The 17694-nt window shown below is 68.1% G+C and carries 5 protein-coding genes; 1 reads left to right on the plus strand and 4 read right to left on the minus strand.

What is annotated here, in order from left to right; genetic code table 11:
• Nucleotides 1–17: 17 nt before the first annotated feature.
• From OV287_RS10425 to OV287_RS10435, 3 genes are all read right to left on the minus strand, one after another.
• Nucleotides 18–11180, minus strand: coding sequence for a PKD domain-containing protein (locus tag OV287_RS10425; protein ID WP_267533861.1), 11163 nt, complete (start codon nucleotides 11178–11180; stop codon nucleotides 18–20).
• A 278-nt stretch (nucleotides 11181–11458) separates the two neighbouring features.
• Complete coding sequence (locus OV287_RS10430) at nucleotides 11459–12565, minus strand: hypothetical protein (protein WP_267533862.1); 1107 nt, start codon at nucleotides 12563–12565, stop codon at nucleotides 11459–11461.
• 388 nt (nucleotides 12566–12953) lie between these two features.
• On the minus strand, nucleotides 12954–13529 hold the full coding sequence (locus tag OV287_RS10435; RefSeq protein ID WP_267533863.1) for a beta propeller repeat protein: 576 nt from the start codon (nucleotides 13527–13529) through the stop codon (nucleotides 12954–12956).
• Nucleotides 13530–13794: 265 nt separating this feature from the next.
• Between OV287_RS10435 and OV287_RS10440 the strand changes: the two genes are divergently transcribed.
• The gene (locus OV287_RS10440; RefSeq protein WP_267533864.1) at nucleotides 13795–15906 is read left to right on the plus strand and encodes a methyl-accepting chemotaxis protein; all 2112 of its coding nucleotides are present in this window, start codon (nucleotides 13795–13797) and stop codon (nucleotides 15904–15906) included.
• A 49-nt stretch (nucleotides 15907–15955) separates the two neighbouring features.
• Here OV287_RS10440 and OV287_RS10445 read toward each other — a convergent pair whose 3' ends face one another.
• Nucleotides 15956–17674 carry a B12-binding domain-containing radical SAM protein gene (locus OV287_RS10445; RefSeq protein ID WP_267533865.1) on the minus strand — a complete coding sequence of 573 codons (1719 nt, stop codon included), beginning with the start codon at nucleotides 17672–17674 and terminating at the stop codon, nucleotides 15956–15958.
• Nucleotides 17675–17694 lie beyond the last annotated feature (20 nt).

Genomic DNA, 17694 nt, shown 5'->3' on the forward strand with positions numbered 1-17694 from the left:
GGCTCTAGCGCGCCTGCTCAGAGCAACTCAATGAAGATGGCTCTGAGCATCTGGGGGTCGTTTCTGTAGATTTGCTGCGCGGCGCGCATGATCTGTTCCACGGTGGGAGCGGCATTGTAGTTCGCTTGGTTGCTGTACGGGAACCAGGTGCGCCAGGCATTGGTGAAGACCTGGTGGTCCGCCCGCTTGAGGACGACGCTGGGGATGTCGTTGACGTTCGGCCAGAGCCGCTGGAGCGCCGGGCTCCGGAGCCAGATCCGCTGCTCGATGAGGTGGTGGATCTGCAGGTCCTGGGGCTTCAGCTTGCCTGCCCACTGGCGCATCAGGGTGCTGTAGGGGGCGATGTTGATGCGGGCGAGCTGGAGGCGGACGGTATTGAGCGTTCCCGCCGCCGCGCCGCCGCGCATGGCCCAGGCATTGGCGTGGATGAGGAACGAGAAGTTGAAGCCCGAGAAGCTGAAGGAGAAGAACTCGCCCGTCGGGTCGACCTTGTTGACCGGGTCCTGCAGCGCGTAGCTGTAGCGGTGGAGAGTGCTCGGCAGCTCGTTGACGCCCGCCACCGGGTCGATGCTGAGGAAGCGGCCCGTCCCCGTGTCGAGCCAGCGGGCCCGCAGGTACGTGAGGCCCGAGAGCGTCTCCAGCGGCTCGCCGGCGAAGAGGTACGGGTTGGCGTCCGTCCCCTGGTGTCCCAGCAGCGTGCCGAAGGCGTCGTACCGGTAGCTGTCTGTGACGGCACCCGACTCGTCCGTCAGGTGGCGGACCGAGCCCAGGCCGTCCGCGATGTAGAAGCGCGAGCCCTCGGGCCGGATGACGGACAGCAGCTCATCCCCGGCGCGGACGTAGTGCGCCTTCAGCGCCCCCGCCGCGTCCGTCTCCGCGACGACGTGGCTCAGTCTGCTCGAAGGGTCGACGAGGTAGTCGGTGACGGAGGGCGGTCCGGTGGGCGGCGCGTACCGGGTGCGGACGCGGACTCCATCCGGGTCGTACTCGTGCTCGATGACGGTGCCGTCGGGCAGCGTGACCTTGCGCAGCCGGTCGTCCACGTCCCAGACGTACGCCACGTTGTCGGCGCCCGCCGTGGAGGCGAGCTGACCGTCCTCGCCCCAGGTGTACGTGGATGCACCGTCCGTCAGCAGCCGGTCACGGGAGTCATACGTGTAGCTCCAGGCCTGGGTGCCCGCGGCGGACGCTCGAGTTCGCTGCAGCCGGTTGCCCACTGCGTCGTAGGTGAAGGTCTCCTCGAAGGTGGACTGTGGCGCGCCGGTGACGGACTCCCGTGTCAGCCGGTCCAGCAGATCGTAGTCGTAGGTGGTGGCCGTGCCGCCCGCCTCGTCGATGCGGACGCGGTGCCCCGTGGAGCCCAGCGTGTACGCGTAGGACTGGAGCACGTCCGCTGCCCGCTCGGATACCAGTGACTTCAGGCGGCCGAGCGTGTCGTAGCCGTAGCGGGTGACGATGCCATTGGCCAGCACGCGCTGGGTGCGCTGCCCACCGGCGTCGAAGGTCTGCGAGTACTCGCGGCCCTGCGGGTCCGTCACCTTCACCATGCTGCCGCGCGTGTCGTAGGCGTAGGACGTGATGCGCTCACTACCGCCCACATGCGCGGTGAGGGCCGTGCGCAGGCCGCGCGCGTCGTAGCTGTACGTGAGGCGCCGGCCGTCCGGGTAGGCCAGCCCGGTCAGCCGGTTTCGGGTGTCATAGCTGTACTGCGTGGTGCCGCGCGCATCCGTGTAGCTTCGCCGCAGACCCGTGGCCGTGTAGCTGAAGGACACCGATGCGCCGTCCGAGTCCTCCCGCGTGATGAGCCGGTTGGACATGTCATAGGTGTTCGTGCGCGTGCGGCCCGCGAGGTCCGTGTGGCGGAGGACGTTGCCCGCGGCGTCGTACTCCCACGACTCGGGCTCGCCCGTGGGCAGGGTTCGCTGGATGAGCCGGCCTCGGCGGTCGTACGCCAGGCGGGTGATGCGGCCCAGGGCGTCTGTCTGGGAGACGGGCCTGCCCAGCTCGTCGTAGCCGAAGCGGGTCACCTGGCCGGTCGCGTCCGTCACGGTGATGAGCTGGCCGACCGCGTCGTAGGTGAAGGCGGTCGTCTTCCCCTCGGCATCCGTCTCGGAGGCCTTCCTATCCCTGGAGTCATAGGCCACGCGGTGGTCCGTGCCGTCCGGATGGACGGTGCGGACCCGCCGGTTCATCGCATCGTGCTCGTAGGTGGTGGTGCGGCCCAGCGGGTCCGTCATGGTCGCCGGGTTGCCCTTCGCGTCGTAGGTGTAGCGGGTGACCTGGCCCGCCGCATCCGTGACACTCGTCGTCCGGCCCGCGTCGTCGTACCCGGTGCGCGTCACGTGGCCCAGCTCGTCCGTGTGGGTGATGGGGCGGCCGGAAGCATCGTAGGTGGTGGCCACCGCGGTGCCGTCCGGGAACACGGTGCGGGCCAGCCGGCCCACCGCGTCGTACTCGTAGCGCGTGGTGCGGCCGGCGCGGTCCGTCACCCGATCGCGCCGCCCCTCGGCGTCATGGCCGACCTCCTCCGTCGTTCCATCTGGGAAGGTGGTGAGGTGGAGCTTGCCGGCCAGGTCGTACGTGTAGCGGGTGGTGCGGCCCAGCTCGTCCACCGTGGCGGAGCGAAGCCCCAGGGAGTTGTACTCGGTGCGAGTGGAGGTGCCGTCCGGATGCGTCGTCTTCGTCCGGCGTCCCTGCTTGTCGTACTCGTGATGGGTGGTGAGCGTCTCGACACCCGTCGCAGTGACACGCGTGCGCGTCTCGGTGAGACGGTTGCCGTTGGCGTCGTAGGTGTAGGAAGACTCGCGGCCGAGCGCATCCGTCTCCTTCAGCACGCGGCCCGAGGCATCGTACGCGTAGCGCGTCACGTTCCCGAGGGCGTCCGTCTCGGAGAGCGTGTCTCCACTGGCGTTGTAGGTGGCACGGGTGACGTTCCCCAGCGCGTCCGTGACGGCGGTGGGGTTGCCGCTCGCATCATACTCGGAGCGCGCCACCCGGCCCGTGGCGTCCGTGTACGTGAGCACCTGGCCGCGCGTGTTGTAGGTCCACCGCTCGGTCTGGCCCTTCGGGTCCGTCTCGGACAGCTTGTTGTCGTACGCGTCGTACTCCCAGTGCCGGGTCTCGCCGAGCGCGTTCGTCTCACTCGTCTTGTTGCCGCGCGAGTCGAAGGTGCGGGTGGTCACCCGGCCTTCCGGGTCCGTCTCCCGCACCACGTTGCCGCTTCCGTCGTACTCCAGCACCCGGGCGCGGCCGAGCCGGTCGGTGAGGATCTCCTGGCGGGTGCCCACGGTGCGCGCATACTCCACCGAGCGGCCGAAGGCGTCCGTATGGCGGACGATGCGGCCCTGCTCGTCGTACTCGTTGCGAGCGGGCTGGATGCCGCGCGGATCGGTGATGGCCGTCAGGTAGTGCGTGCCGTCATAGGCGAACTTCGCGACGTTGCCCTCGCGGTCCTTGAACTCTCGCAGGTCCCCGCGGGCATCGTACGTATAGGTCATCGTGTTGCCGTTGGGGTCCGTCACGCGGGTAATGCGTCCCAGCGAGTCCCGGTCAAAGAGCACGCTCCGGCCACTGGAGTGGATGAGGCCAGCAGGCGTCACGTGCAGCGTGTTGCCGTTGGGGTCGGTGATGGCCTGGACGCCCCGCTTCTCGTCGAGCTGGTAGCGGGTACCGTCCTCGGTGGTGAGCTGGAAGCTCGAGGGGTTGATGGGCTGCAGCTCGAGGTCACTGAGGGTGACCGGGCCGGGAATGCCGGACAAGTGGTTGACGAAGAAGTCCCCGCCGCCGAGCGGGACGAGGCTGCCCTTCGTCTCCTCCGCGGGCTCGAAGGACATGTCTCCCGTCTGGATGGGGAAGAGCTGCTGGCACCGGGGCGAGGTGGAGGCCTGGAATTTGTACACCTTGCCCGAGGGGAAGGTGATGGTGACGAAGGCCGGGCGTGCTGGCGTCAGGCAGTAGTTCGGGAAGAGGCCACCGCTCTTCGTCTGCTGCCAGCCCTTGCCCAGGATGCCGCTCTTCTCCACGCGGACGTTGCGCAGCCCCAGGTTCCAACCCACGCCGAAGTCGCCCACCCGCTTGTCGCGGCTGTCGTAGGTGCGCGTCAGCTCCATGGACACGCCCGACATAGGCACCATCAGGTCCTCGAAGGAGAGGCTGAAGGCGCCGAGCTTCAGGTTCTTGTCGGACACCGCGCTCAGCGTGGCCACCGAGTCGCCCGCGGAGGTGCTGGCCACCAGCCGCACGGTGTAGGTGCCGTTGAGCAGCACCGTGGGATCGAAGGTGGCCAGGGTCCCGCTGGCCGGAGCGGTACCGGAGGCGAACACCGTCCACGGCTGCGTCGGATCCTCCCCGTTGCCGAGCTGGTACTCCAGCTTCCACACGCCCTCGCTGACGGTGCCCGTCACCGCCACCGGCTGACTCACCGTCGTACCGTCCACGGGTCCGGTGAGTGTCACCACGGGGAGTGGTCCGGGCGGAGAGCCCACGTTGACCACCATCTCCGAGCTGGACAGCTTGTCCGAGTCGCTCGCCGTCAGCCGCAGCAGGTAGCTGCCGGGGTAGCTGAAGGTGGCCGTGGTGACGGCCTGATCCGGGCTGCCGAAGGACACCGTCCCCGCGCCCGCCACCAGGCTCCACCTCATCGTCAGCGTGCCACCCGCAGGCAGGCCGTCGTCCGTCACCGTTCCCGCCAGCGTCAGCGTGCGCGCGGGGAACTCCAGCATCTGGTTGTCGCCCGCGAATACCGTCGGCGCGCCGTTCACCACCAGGGCGCGTACCGCCACGTCCGCCGACGCCGTGAGCGCACTGTCATTGGCGGTGAGGCGCAGCACGTAGTCACCGGGCGCGCTGAAGCTGGCCGCCGTGGACACCTGGGCCGGCCGGGTGAAGGACACCGTGCCAGGGCCGCTCAGCTTCGTCCACGCAACCACCAGCGCACCCGAGGCGGGCTGGCCGTCGTCGCGCACCGCGCCGGAGAGCTGGGCCGCGCCCGGCAGCGTCACCGTGGCGGGGCCCGTGGCGCTCACCGTGGGAGGCTTGTTCACCACGTTGGGCTGCACCTTCACGGACATCACCGCGCTCGCCACCCACTCGCCATCGCTCGCCACCAGACGCAACATGTAGTCGCCTGGCACCGTGAAGGCCGCCGTGGTGGCCGCCTTGGTCGCGTCGGCGAACGTCATCGGCGCGGGGCCGCTCACCTGCTCCCAGTGCACCTCCAAGGTGTTGCCCACGGGCCGCCCGTCGTCTGTCACGCTGCCCTGGAGGGTCACCGCCGGGGCCGGCAGGCTTACCGTCAGGTTCAAACCTACGTCCACATCCGGCGGCGCGTTGTCCGGGGACGCCTCGGCGACGTTCAACGTGAGGTCCGACGAGCCCGTCAGCTTCGTGTCGCTGGCGGTCAGCCGCAGCCGGTACATGCCGGCCTTGCTCACCGTCACCGTCGTCGTGGGCTGGGTGGGCGTGCCGAACGCAACGCTGGCCGGGCCCTCCACCATGCTCCACTGCTGCGTCACCGCCGCGCCCGTGGGCAGCCCGTCATCCTGCACGCTGCCCGTCAGCGTCACGGTGCGCGTGGGCAGCCGCAGGTTCCAACTCGGACCGGCGTTCACCACCGGCGCCTTGTTGGAGGGCACCGACGCGCTCACCGTCACCGACAGGTCCGAGGTGCTGGCGAATTGGCCGTCGCTCGCCGTGAGGCGCAGCACGTAGGTGCCCGCCGCGCTGAAGCTCGCCACCGTCGCCGGCTGCCCCGGAGGGTTGAACGTCACCGTGCCCGGGCCACTCACCTTCGTCCACTGCGCCGCCAACGTACCGCCCTCGGGCAGGCCGTCGTCCTGCACGCTGCCCGCCAGCGTTGCCGTTCCGGGCAGGGTAATGGCTTGGTTGGCGCCTGCCACCACCTGCGGCGGTTGGTTCACTGGCGCGGGCTGTCCCACCGCCACGCTCACGTCCGAGCTGCTGGAGAGCGCCGAGTCGGTGGCGGTGAGGCGCAGCACGTACACCCCGGCCGCACTGAAGCTCGCCGTCGTCGTGGCCGAGCTGGCGTTGCCGAAGCCGACCGTGCCAGGTCCGGTCACCTTGGTCCACGTGACGGAGACCGTCTTGCCCACGGGCAGGCCGTCATCCGTCACGGAGCCACGCAAGGTCACCGTCGCGCCCAGGGCCACGGATTGGTTGGCGCCCGCCGACACGATGGGCGCCTGGTTCACCGGCGGCTCCGGATTGGCCACCACCGTCACGTCCGCGCTGGTGGTGAGGTGCGAGTCGCTCGCGGTGAGACGCAGCACGTAGGTGCCGGCCGCACTGAAGCTCGCGGAGGTCGCCAGCGCGTTCGGGTCCACGAAGGTGACGGTCCCCGGGCCGCTCACCTTGCTCCACGTCACCGTTACCGCGCTGCCGGAGGGCAAGCCGTCGTCCGACACCGAGCCGGACAGGTTGGCCGGCTCGGGCAGGTCCACCGAGCCCGGCGCCACGGCGCTCACCGAGGGCTGCTCGTTGTTGGGCAGCACCGTGATGGTGACGTCGTCGTGCCCCCCGAGCGCGCTATCCGTCGCGGTCAGGCGCAGCACGTAGATGCCGGGCACGCTGAAGGAGACGTCCGTGGCCTCGGCATCGGGCGCGGAGAACGTCACCGTGCCGGGGCCACTCACCCGCGTCCAGGCCAGCCCCAGCGTGCCGCCCATGGGCAGGCCATCATCACACGCCGAGCCCATCAGCCGCAGCGGGTGGGGGGACGTCATCGTGCGGTCGCGGCCCGCGTCCACCGAGGGCGCGTCGTTGGCCTGCTCTGGCATCACGTACTGGGCGGTGCCAATGCTCAGGTTGTACAGCACGGGGCTCTCGCCCTTGCTGCTGCGCTTGAAGGCGACGCTCACCTTCAGGTATCGGCCATTGGGGACATCGAGGTCCACGCCGCTGCGCACCACCACCGGAGCGCCGTAGGTCACCCCGTCGTTGCTGCTGGCCGCCGTCACCGTCAGCGAACCATCTCCGCAGGCCTGGCCCGTCCACACCACCTTGCCCCACTCGCTGCCCGCCGTGTTGCTGTCGTACACCACCGTCCAGGTGCCGTTGTCCGGCGCGCCCGCCAGCGTGCTGCCGGTCATGTCGCTGTAGTTGTAGAGCAGTCCTCCGAGGTTGCCCGAGGTGAGGTCCACCGCGCCCACGGGCGTCACCTTGTCCGAGCCCACCGGCCCCTTCGCCGGGTCGATGCGCATGACGGTCTGGCTGTAGTGGTTGGTGGCCCACACCTTGCCGGAGCCGTCCACCGCCACGCCCGTCGGGCCACTGCCCACGGCGATGTTGCCCAACCACGTGCCGTTGGGCAGCAGATGGCCCACCGAGCTGCCGTTCAGCGAGTGGGCCACCCAGATGTGGCCCTTGGCGTCCACCACGCAGCCCTGTGCCGCCGAGAAGCCATGGTAGTAGGTGCCCAGCAACTCACCCGTCGGCGAGAATCGGCGGATGTAGCTGCCATATTCCGAGTTCCACACGCTGCCATCGGGCGCCAGGCACAGGCCGTAGCTGGCGTGGCTGTATCCGCGCCAGTTGATGCCGTTGGCGCCATTGAGGGGCAGCGCCGTGTCCCAGCGCAGCATCACTCCGGCGGACCAGATGACGCCGTTGTGGTCGATGAGGCCGCCGTAGCCGCCGTAACCTACGGCATTCTCACGGCGCTTGATGGTGCCTGTACGCCCGTCGATGAGATCGAAGAAGCCCGAGTAGGAGCTGCCATAGCCACTCACCCAGACGTCGTTGTTCTCGTCCACGGACACGTGGCGCGTGCCGTACGCCTTCACCCGGACGTAGTGCAGGAGGCACTCGTCCTGTGCGGTGGTGACGCCCCCGTTGGTGTCCGCGCCGCCCGTGTTCGCCCAGCCCTTGATGTCCCCGTAGCCCTTGGACGTGTCGATGACGCCGTTGCCGTTGCGGTCCACGCACTGGCCGTTCTCCGCCAGGCCGATGTGGACGACGCTGTTGCCATCACGGTTGGTGGCCCAGACGTTGCCGTTCTTGTCCACCGTGGTGCGCGACGGGTTCTTCGGCTGGCCAGTGGGTGACGTCCAATACTCGCCCAGCACCTTGCCCGTCTCCGTGTCGAGCTTCACCACCGTGCCCTTGGATGACACGGCCACCCAGATGAAGTTGAAGGCGCGAGTGGTGTTGTCCAGGCGGATCTGATTGCCGTCCCGCACCACGTTGATGAGCACCTCGCCTGGCACCGAGGAGTCCCCGGGAACGGTGGTGCCGCTGCCCTCGCGGGGTTTCACGGTGACAGTCGTCTCGTCGCTGGCGGAGAACTCGCCGTCGCTGCCGATCAGCCGCAGCACGTAGGTGCCGGGCTCCGTGAAGGTGACGCCCGTCGTCTGCTGGGATGCGTCCGCGAACACCGCCATGCCGGGGCCACTCACCTGCACCCAGGTGGACGTGAGCGCTGCGCCCGCGGGCAGCCCATCATCCGTGATGCTGCCGAGCAGGGTGGTACCCGAGGGGTGCGTCACCATCAGGCTCGGCCCGGCGTCCACCACGGGGGGTTGGTTGCTGCGGCGTACCTGGGTGATGGCCGCCGCCGACTGCGGGCCATAGGCGTTCGCCACCGCGTCCATCCAACGGATGGAGGTGCGCGCCGTCACCGGTCCCGGTTGCCGCTGAGCTGGAAGGTCGAAGGTGAAGGGCACCTGCACGCTGGTGTTCCGGGCCAGCATGCCCCCTGGCACCGCCAGCGTCTGGGTGGAGCCGTCCGGCAGCACCACCTCCAGCACGAGGCCGGAGGCGTCCCCATGCCCCACGTTGGCCAGCGTCACGGTGTACTGCAGCGTCTCCCCTGCGTCGGCCGAGGTGGGGCCCTCCAGGCCCACCGTCACCACCGGCAGCACCATGAACGTCTTGACCGTGCCGGGAAGTGGGCCAAAACGGGACTCACAGGCGCTGCCCCAGTCCAGGCCATAGCCGTAGGAGACGAGGCTGCCGTCCACTGCCTCCAGGCGTGCCTGGTACGCGGCATCCGGCTCCTCCGCGCCCTTGGGAGGCACGGCTGGCGCCACCACGTCCACCGTGAAGGTGGTGGACTGGCCGCTCTCCAGCGAGAAGGTTGGCACGGAGGCGCCGCCCTCCATCTGCAGCCGCGCGTCCTCCGCGCGCGCGTTTCCCAGGTTGCTGACGGTGAACCGCAGGGGGAATGTCTGGCTCGGCAGCACCGAGGTGGGATGCTCCGCCGAGACGGCCAGGATGGGCAGTCGCACTCCCGTCGTCACCTGCCGGTCGACGGAGCCGTAGGCATTGCCCTTGCCGTCCTTCCACACCACCTGAACGGAGGCCGCGTATCCCTTCTGCGCCGCCTCCTGGAGGCGCGCGAGGTAGGAGTCGATGGTTTCGTGCTCACCCCGGGGGTTGAGGCCTGGCACGGCCCATTCCACCGTGCGCGTGGCGAGGGCATTGGACCCGAGCCCGCCCAGCTCCAGCACCTGCTGCGTGCCGTCCGGCAGAGTGAGGGTGGCAGTGACGCTCGCGGCCTTGCCCGCACCGATGTTGGCCACCGTCACGACGTATGGAATCGTCGTGCACGGAGCCGCGCACGAGGGCGCCGCCAGCGTCGCGGTGAGGCGGGGCAGCGTCAGCCGGCTGAAGGAGACCACGTTGATGACCGGCGGCGTGGTTCCCGCGGGGTCCATGAAACGCACGTGACCCAGCGAGTGCAGAACGCGGTTGTCCAGCGCGGCCAGGCGCGTCTGGTAGTCGGCCACGGACTCGCCGGCGCGGCGAGGTTCCACTCCGGCCACCTTCTGCGAGAAGGTCACCGTCCGCTGTGCCAGGGGAGCGATGGTACCCACCACCTGCTCGCCCGTCGCGGGCGTCGTGCCCTCGAACTGCTCGGTGACGACGACGGACTCGGCGGGGGTTTGCGTCGGGTTGCCAATGTCCATGGCCACCTCGAACGTCTCCCCTGGCGCCACCGTGAGGGGCTGGCGCTGGCTGGCCACCAGGACCGCCGGCTGCGGGAAGACGTTGCCTCCGTCGGCGATGGCCACCAGGGTGCCCCAGCCCGGCTTGCCCGGCACCGGACCGTACGGGGGATTCGGGTCCACCTTCAGCACCGCCAGGGCGGCCACGTTGCCGAAGACGACGCCCTTGGTCTTGGCGATGGCGTCGGGGACGAGGACGCCGATGTACTCGGGCAGAGAAGCGGGCGGGAAGCTCTGGCCCGTCTTGCTGTTCCAGCACTCCTGCGTAAGGGCGGGGTTGCCACCAGGCCGCGCGGAGGGCTGGCACAGGGCGAAGGCCGCGAGGCCCGGGGCCCAGCCCTTGAAGTCCGCCTGCGCGTCATAGGCGCCGCCCGTCACCTGCTTCGCCCACGAGTGGCCCCAGAAATTGACGCGCTCGCCGAGCCGCGGGGCCGGCGTGTTGCCACCCCAGATGGCGAAGGCGGTGGGCAGGTAGCGGGTGATGGGGAGCTCGTCCGCCGAGGGCAGGTAGTACGCGTCACCAGCGAAGGACACCTTCAGGACGGAGGGGCCCGTGGCGTTGGTGCTCCAGGAGAGCACCGCGGTGGCGATGCCCGAGCTGTCCGTGAGGGCCGTGGCGCGCGCCCCCCCCGCCTCGAAGACGAGCGTGCGGCCCACGATGGGGCGCTGGTCATCCGCGTCCGCCAGCGACGCCCGTACCGGCTGGGGCGTGCCAGTGGCCAGCAGTGAGGGCCCCAGCACGCGCACCGCGGTGTCGGCCTTCACCAGGGTGATGGTGGCGGTGGTGCTGGTGGCGAGGGTGGTCGCGTCGCCCGCGTAGTGCACCTGGAGCGACAGCTCGCCCGGCGCCTGGGTGGGCAACACCGAGACGCGCGCGATGCCGAGCTCATCCGTGGTGGCTGAGACTTCCTCCGTGTCCAGGAGGAAGCGCACCTGCCGCGCGGACAGCGGCTGTCCGGAATCGTCCGTTAGCCGCGCCACCAGGGGCACGGCATCGCCGTATTCGACTGCGGTGGCGCCCTGGTAGATGAGCTGGGTGGCCCGGGGCGGGATTGGCTCGGACTGACAAGCTTCCTCAGTGGCCAGGACCGGGGCTCGCGGCGGCCGGGCGGTCAGTGCCTCCGGGGCGGGAGCCTCGGACTTCTGCCCCGTGCAGCCCACGACGAGCACCATGCACAACAACGCGAGACGCCGTACCCCGTTTGCTTGCAGCACCATGAATCCCCCCTTGATTCACACCAGAGCCTGAACATGGGCCAGGCGGGGGCGGCCATATCACATAATCAGAGCTGGAGGTCCCACGAGCGCGAACCCGCGAGGCGCGGCAGGGTCTGGAGTGACTGTGGCGCGACAGAGAACGCGGAGCTTGGCGCTGGAGCGCAGGCGGGAGGGGAGGGCCCGGGTGAGGAGCCCTGCCCCGTGGCGGGCCTGACATGCAGGGGCTTCAATAGAAGCGGATGCTCAGGATGCACGCCGTTCAAGCCCACGGCGCCGCGTTACTGAAGCGCGCCCTTGGGGTGTCCGGCCTTGACGTCCGAGTCCCCGTAGGTCCAGCTCGCATTCAGCCCGATTCCCCATCCGGAGGCGCTGTCGCTGGTGAGCGGGCAACTGTTCAGGTAGCCACCGTAGAACGCCCCCGCCCCCGACCTGGCCGCGCCCCACGGGCCGCCGCTGCCCGCCGTGTTGGTGCTCTTGATGAGTGCCTGGGTATAGCCGGTCCGGTTACAGCGCGCGTCGTCCTTGTCGTGGCCTTCGCTCACGGTCCCACCGGCACAGCGATAGCCGTGGTACGGCATCACGCAGGTGAGCGACGGGTTCACGTCGCGCTTGTAGTCGTACTCGAGCCCCGGATGGAAGAAGACGACGGTGTTGTCCACGGTCCAGCCATGCGCGTCGCCATCGTTGGTCCGGCGGGCGTACTGCTTGTGGTGCGAGCCCATGCAGCCGCTGATGCCGCAACCGTCCCGGCCGTTCGCGAACTGCGGATGGGCGCCGGTGAAGTCCAGGTTGCTGGGGTGCACGGTGTAGCCGTCGTCCCTGGCCTTCACGTACCAGACGTAGGCCACGGTCGAATCGGCCGGGTCTACCCGAATCACGACGATGTTTCCCTCCGCGTCCCCGCAGTGATCGGATGAGCCGGCGACCTGGTTGCCCCACAGGTACGAGTGCAGCATCTGGAAGGTCCAGGCGTTGAGGATGCAGTCGGTGGGCATTCCGGAGCAGGAAGTGATCTTCCTCACGGCCATGTCGTAGACCGCCTTGGGGTCGCACAACCTCCAGCCGCCCATGCAGTCATTCGCGCTGAAGTTCTCGTCCTTGGTGACGTAGTAGGGATGGAACGCCCGAGCCAGCACCTGATGCAGGTTGGGGTCATTGCGGTTGGCGATCAGGTCCACGTTGAACTTGATCCGCAGGGCGTTGTGGTAGGTGCCCGAAACGGAGGAGATGCAGTAGCCCGAATGGCAGTAGCCGATGTCGTTGTTGCTTCCATCGGCCGTCAGGCCCTTGGCCTTGCTGGCCAGGGTGGGCGGTGGAACGTTCGCGCCCTGATCGGCTGGCGGAACGTAGGCCGCGCCCGCTTCCGTGCTCGCAAGCAATTGCAACAGCAGGCTTCCGACACACAACCCTGTGACAAATGCATTCCGTTGAAGTGACAAGCGCATTGTACGCACTCCCTTGTAGACAGCGGTCTCGAGATTCTTCCCTGGCGTGGCACGGTGGTGCAGCAGCCCGACTTCGCGCAGCGCACGTAGCCCTGAGCAACGCATGCGGAGTCGTCGGTGCAGGAGGGACCCTGGCCAGGTGCCAGAGTCCAGGCCGGTGCAGCTCCCATGCTTGGGCCACTCCAAACTGGCTTCTATCCACAGCTTCTTTGCGCTCGTCAGCTGGGTCATACCTTTCACCGTCGAATCAAGACTACGTCAGGGCTCACGCTCTCTGCACCAGGGCGGTGCCGGGGGACGAATCCTTCGGCACCTCCCCCCGGCATCATCAATCGACGCGAGTCCACTTCTTCCCATCGAAGGCCAGGATGTCCTTGGCGCCGAGCGACCACAGTACGCCGTTCGCCGCGCTCAGGTGGTAGCAAGTCGCCGGGGCGTCATCTCCGAAATGGATCGGCACCAGGCGGTCTCCTGACAACGTCAAGAGTTGGCGGCGCGTTGACAGGTAGAGACGGCCTTCGTACCAGGCCATGTCTTGGATGTCCTCGCGCAGGCTGTCATGTTCGACGACCTCCCAACGAGCGCCTCCGCTCCTGAGCAAGAGTCCTTGGCGGCCCGTGGCGTAGACATTGCCATCACCGGCACACAGCACACGGGTCAGGACGACATCGACCGGGCATTGCTGCTGCGTCCAGGCGTTGCCGTCGAAATGCCAGATTTCGCCGTCCCAACCGACCGCGTAGAGGTTGGTTTCGGAGAAGCCATCGATTGATTCGAATCCCTTCACTTCGCCCATCAGCGGTTGGAGCTGCTGGTCCAGACGGGTCCATTGGTTCTCGCCATCCCGACGGTAGACCTGACGGCCCATGCCGACGGCGAAGGTGCGCCGGCCAATGGTTCGCACCTGGCGCAGCTGGCCTCGCTTCAGGTGTTGGACGTCAGACCCCCCCTCTCAATGTACCCAAGAGGGCAGCGTCGAGGGTGTCCGTCGATGGTGTCCGAGGCACGAGCGACGAGACTACGGCCCGAGGAAGTCCTTCATCTCGCGCACCACCCGCTCAGGGTGGCTCAACCACACGTCGTGCTCTGCGCCCTCCAGCGCCACCACCTTCGAGCCGGGCAGCTTCCATGACCATCGCTCGAGCCTACCGAAGGGGCCGCTCGGTCGCTTGCTCCAAGCAGCTCTATCCAAGGAGCGAGATGACGGCCGAGCGCTGGCCCATGAGGCGCTCAAACCAACACCGCGCCTCATGCTACTCCCCATCAACCCCATGTCATTCAGCAAGAGCCTTGCGACGAAGCTCCTCCTCTCCCTGTGCAGCGTCATCAGCATCGCCCTCGCCATCCTCGTTTTCGTCGTCAGCCGACAGTCATCGCGAGTCGCTGAAGAGCAGGCGAACCAGATGGTCATGCAGATGGCCGAGCGCTATGCGCTGATGGTCAACTCGGAGCTCGACGATGCGTTCATCCCCGTCCGGACGCTCGCGCAGACCTTGGAGGCCCAGAAGGTCGCCGGATCGACCGACCGCCTGCTGGTGGAGGCGGCGCTCAAGAAGGTTCTCGAGGGCAACCCGAAGATCCTTGGCATCTGGACCACGTGGGAGCCGAATGCGTTCGATGGGCTCGATGCGAAATACGTGAACACGCCCGCCTCGGACGCCACCGGGCGCTTCATCTCGTATTGGAACCGCGGTACCGGGCACATCAAGCTGGAGGCCAACGTCGATTACGAGAAGGAGGGCGTGGGTGACTACTACCTCCTCGCGCGCAAGACCCAGAGGGAGACGATCGTCAACCCCTACGTCTACCCCGTCGCTGGGAAGCCCACCCTGATCACGAGCGTCACCGTGCCCATCCTGCTCGACGGCAGGTTCGTCGGGGCTGTCGGCGCGGACCTCTCGCTCGAGCAGATCCAGGAGCAGGTCTCGGAGATCACCCCTCTGGGGACGGGGTTCGCGCTGCTCGTCTCGAACAATGGCACGTTCGTCGCGCACCCCTCGGAGGAGCGTCGCGCGCAGCAGCTCGGCGCCTCGCCCGCGGAGGCTCTGATGAAGACCGCTCTCGCGAGCGACAGCGCGCGCTCAGGGCAGGTCCACTCGGACGTGCTCGGGGCCCGTGCCATCGAGGTGGTGGTCCCCATCCACATCGGCGAGACCGTGACGCCGTGGGCGCTCGCCGTCTTCGCTCCCCTCGACAAGGTGCTGGCGCCGGCTCATGAGCTGCGCGAGTTCACGCTCCTGTTCGGGGCACTTGCTCTGCTCGCGCTCGGTGGTGCCGTCCTCATCGTCATCCGCCGCATCACGAAGCCGATCGAGACGATCTCCAGCGTCGCCACCCGCATCGCGAACGGCGATCTCTCCGGCGCGCTCGACCACCGCTCGGAGGATGAGATCGGTGTTCTCGCCGACGCGTTCCGCTCGATGCGCAACCGGTTGGCGCAGGTGATCGGACAGGTCCGTGAAGGCGCCACGGCGCTCTCGTCGGTCGCGTCACAGCTCTCGGCGACGTCTCAGTCGCTCTCGAGCCGCGCGAGCGAGCAGGCTGCCACCTTCGAGGAGGTGACCAGCAGCCTCGACAACATGAGCGCGTCCATCATCAAGAACGCCGACAGCAGCCGCCGGGTGGAGACGATCGCGTCCCAGGGCGCGGCCGACGCTGAGAAGAGCAGCCGGGCGGTCATCGAGACAGTGGAGGCGATGAAGCAGATCGCCTCGCACATCTCCGTCGTCCAGGAGATCGCCTATCAGACGAACCTCCTGGCCCTGAACGCCGCCATCGAGGCCGCGCGTGCAGGCGACCACGGAAAGGGGTTCGCGGTCGTTGCGTCCCAGGTCCGCAAGCTCGCGGAGGGAAGCCAGACCGCCGCGAAGGAGATCAGCTCGGTTGCGTCCAGCAGCGTGAAGATCGCCGAGCAGTCCGGCCAGTTGCTCCACGCGCTCGTTCCATCGATCGACACGACGTCGCACCTGGTGAAGGACGTCGCCGCCACGTCGAGCGAGCAGTCGTCGAGCGTCGGGGAGATCAACAAGGCGATGCTCGGCCTGAACGATGTGACGCAGCAGAACGCGGCGGCGGCCGAGGAGCTGTCGAGCACCGCGGAAGAGATGGCGGCGCAAGCGGAGAGCCTGCTCCAGTTGGTGAGCTTCTTCCGCGTGAGCACGACCGAGGTCCACAGGGGAGGGCGCACTCGTCCCGATGCACGGGCCCTCGAGAGCATGTCTCCCGGAGTCCAGCTGCTGCATGCCGCGACCCAGGCCGAGGTGCACGACCGCCGCGTCTGAGTTCCCTCGAGCCAGCAGTCTGGTGCTCAGCCCTACGGCACCCTGCACCTCACGCCGGCTGCAGGAAGCGTCCGTTCACGAGATGCTCGATGACCTCGTGCGCCGAGTGGGGGTCGATCTTCACCTTCGCACTCAACTGCGTCACCGCGTTGGCGACCGTCGTCGGGTGCTCGAAGGCTGCCAGGGTGCTCAGGAGGACCCTCCCGTCATCGCCCAGGTCCAGCGTTGGATCCATGAACCTTCGCGGGCTGACCGAGGGTGCACAGGCCAGGGCCGTTCCGTTCACTGACCGGACGACGGTCACCTGTTCCTGCGCTACCTTCGCAGGGACTCGGTGCTCTCCCAACCAATCGCCGAGCTTGAACCGGAGCGTCGAGGGGGCGGTGTTCTTCAGGCGCGTGCGCCCGTTGATCAAGACCCTTTGCTTCTTCTCCTCGTGCTTCCTCGCGAGGGCATCCACGTGCTCCGACGTGCGCTGCACCGCCTTCTCGAGCGCCGCGTCGCGGAAGCGCAGCATCGGCACCGACACGTCGCCCGGCTCGCGTTGCTCGAAGTACTCGAGGAACTCCGAGAAGGTTCGTGCTTCGGTCACCATGTCGAACCGCGCGGGGTGCTCGGTGGCGAGCGCCCCGGGCTGCGCTTCGAGCCGCTGGTAGCCCACCAGGCAATCGAGGCTGATCACTCGCTCCACCAGGCGGACCTCCTCTTTGAGCGTGGCGGTGCTGGCGAAGGGGAGGCCCGCGATTCCGGAGACCTCGACGTCCAGGTTCTTATGGCGGCGGCAGCCGTCGATGAGCTCGAGGAGCTGCTGGTCCGAGGCACAGGGCTTGAGCAGGCCGCGACGCATCTGCTCGTGCCGCTGCTGTTCCGAGAAGCAGCCGATGTCGAGCACCATGTGGACGTGCTCGAAGGTCTGGGCCAGGGCGTCGATGAGCTCCATCCGGGCCACCCCCCATAGGAAATACATGCAGGAGTGGCGCGAGAGATCGACTCCCGCCCAGGTGCTTTGCAGAAACCCCGCCGAGCTTCCCGAGAAGTCATAGCGGAACTGCCATGTCCGGTGGGCGAGCTCCTGATGGTCGCGGCGCACACTCTCCTCGGAGCGCAGGAACGGCTTCGCGCGTCCGAAGGCCGCCTTCTGGTTGCCGCGGGCCCCACCGCAATAGAGGCAGTTCTCGCCGCACCCCTTGCCGGGCGCGACCCACCCCGAGAAGGCGTGGCGATCCTGGTGGCTCAGGAAGATGTCGTTGAAGTTTGAGTAGTAGACGTCTTCGCTGTTCGCGGTGCCTTGCACGTACTCCAGTGGCAACCGCCGCGGGGTGCCGTCCTGAGTCTGGGTGACGCAGTTGGGTGGGGAGGGATCGCCCTGGCAGAGCGCCAGCAGCGGCAGCTCGCCGTCGCCCAGGACGATGTGATCGAAGCAGTCATACGAATGCAGCTCCCGCCACCAGAACGACGCGGTGTTGCCGCCGACGGCGATTCGGATTTCGGGGTCGATCTTTCGCAGCGTCCGAGCCAGGAGCAGCGCGCGGTGGATGTGGTGGAACCACTTGAGGCTGATCCCGACGAGCCGGGGGCGCACGCGGGCCACCAGGGCTTCGAGCGAGCGGGTCACCTCGTCCTCGGATTCGTCCCCGTCGTAGAGCCGGACGAAGGCCTCGATCCCGCTGCGTCGCAGGTAGCCCGCGAGGTAGAGGATTCCGCAGGTGGCCTCGCCGGTGCCGGCGCCGATAAGGAGGACTGGTGAGAGGACGCGACGGCCTTGCATGAGACGAGACCCGACCTTCC

The sequence above is a fragment of the Archangium lansingense genome, from assembly GCF_026626635.1.
Classification (GTDB): Bacteria; Myxococcota; Myxococcia; order Myxococcales; family Myxococcaceae; genus Archangium; species Archangium lansingense.

Bases quoted from the DNA above. Each gene is read 5' to 3' on its own strand.
- OV287_RS10445 (WP_267533865.1), bottom strand. From the start codon at position 17,674: ATGCAAGGCCGTCGCGTCCTCTCACCAGTCCTCCTTATCGGCGCCGGC.
- OV287_RS10425 (WP_267533861.1), bottom strand. From the start codon at position 11,180: ATGGTGCTGCAAGCAAACGGGGTACGGCGTCTCGCGTTGTTGTGCATG.